Consider the following 1421-nt stretch of genomic DNA (forward strand, 5'->3'; position numbering starts at 1 on the left):
GCCGTCGACTGAGACTGCCATTGAGTACTTGTAAGCATAATGTTCGCGAAGCCTGAACAGCGAAGCGTACCTTATAGAGGAGAAGCGTACAAACCACGCAGCGGGGACCAGAATGATAAACCGTGACAACACCTGTCCAGTATATTGCCATCCATCTACTGCTCGATCCGGCGTAAACCTTTGGAGCGCAATCGACCAATCTGGCCTCATGGCTTCTAAAATTGGAAATAATACTGGCGAAAATATAAGGACAATGAGAGGAATCGCCGAAATGAAAAGTGCCCAAATGCCAATGGTAAACGACAGGCGCGCGGAGTTCATTTCCTTAGTAAGGTCACCGTGGATTTTGTGAAAATGCGATGCCAAGCCTGCAGTAGTTGAAGAGGCAAGCATTTGCTCAGCTCGAACTATTGCATTTGTTATATCCTTTTCTTGCTCTTTTAGCGAAGCCGCCAATGCTTCAAGGACGGCGCTTCCGCCTGCCATCTTGGATTCCCGCGCAGCGATCTGTCGGTCAAAGCTTAAAAACTTCTCCTGATACTCGTTAACCTCAGCTTCAAGGCCGGCTGTCTTTGAGATGATTGCGTCAAAATCGGCTTTCCTTTGAGTAATCTCCGCCATGTACTCGCCTACAGTTTGTCTATCACCAACGACCTCTTTATGAAGCCGCCCAATCTCTCCGGCGAAGGCTTGTGCTTCTGTCTCGGAGGCGACTACTTGGGCGAGAACCTTCTGCGTCTTGGCTAGTTGGTCCTTTAGTTTGTCATGCTCCGTTCGTGTTCCATCTAAGAGCAGGGTTAGGGTGTTCGCGGCCCCTTGAAAATTAATCACACCCTTACTTGGTCTCAGCACCATAAGTGTATTCGCGAATGCCGATAAAAGATTCTCTACCGAAAGAAATRGAGAAATGAATTGTTGTTGTATCGGGACGGATACACCATTTTTCATATGCATACTGAAATCTGAATATTCGAATCGATTCATGCCCCCGTTATTCGACGTATCAAGCTCGATTTGCTTTATGAGGTTGGCCTGTTGAGCGGAGACATCATTACATGCGTCGAGTAAAATACTTAAAACTCCGAGAGGCACAAATTCGGCGCGCGCATCTGCAAACTTCGCGATAAAAGCTGTTACATATAGAATTCTACTGAAAAGTTCGGCTGTGGAGCTATCTCGAGTGGGAATGGTGCGCGAGATGTCAAAAGATCTATTTTCAGCATCTGTACTTCTCTGCAAGAACCCCACCAGCATTTGAGTTTCGGCCTCAAGCTTTTGCGCAGAACTAACTATTTCCGCTACTTTGTCAGATCTCATTTTCCGCCCCATTTTTTACTTTTTGGATGTTATATGTTTTTCGTGTGATGTGCTGCGGCACGCTAGGTTCATACCCAAATTATTTGACAAGCTTGACCATACCC

The 1421-nt window shown here is 46.4% G+C and carries 1 protein-coding gene; it reads right to left on the bottom strand.

Annotated elements, in window-relative coordinates; genetic code table 11:
• On the bottom strand, nt 1-1317 hold a 1317-nt coding region (locus tag ACXJ5O_RS26945; protein ID WP_457302587.1), incomplete at its 3' end, for a hypothetical protein.
• Between the last annotated feature and the right edge of the window lie 104 nt (nt 1318-1421).

Source organism: Phyllobacterium sp. P5_D12, assembly GCF_054049495.1.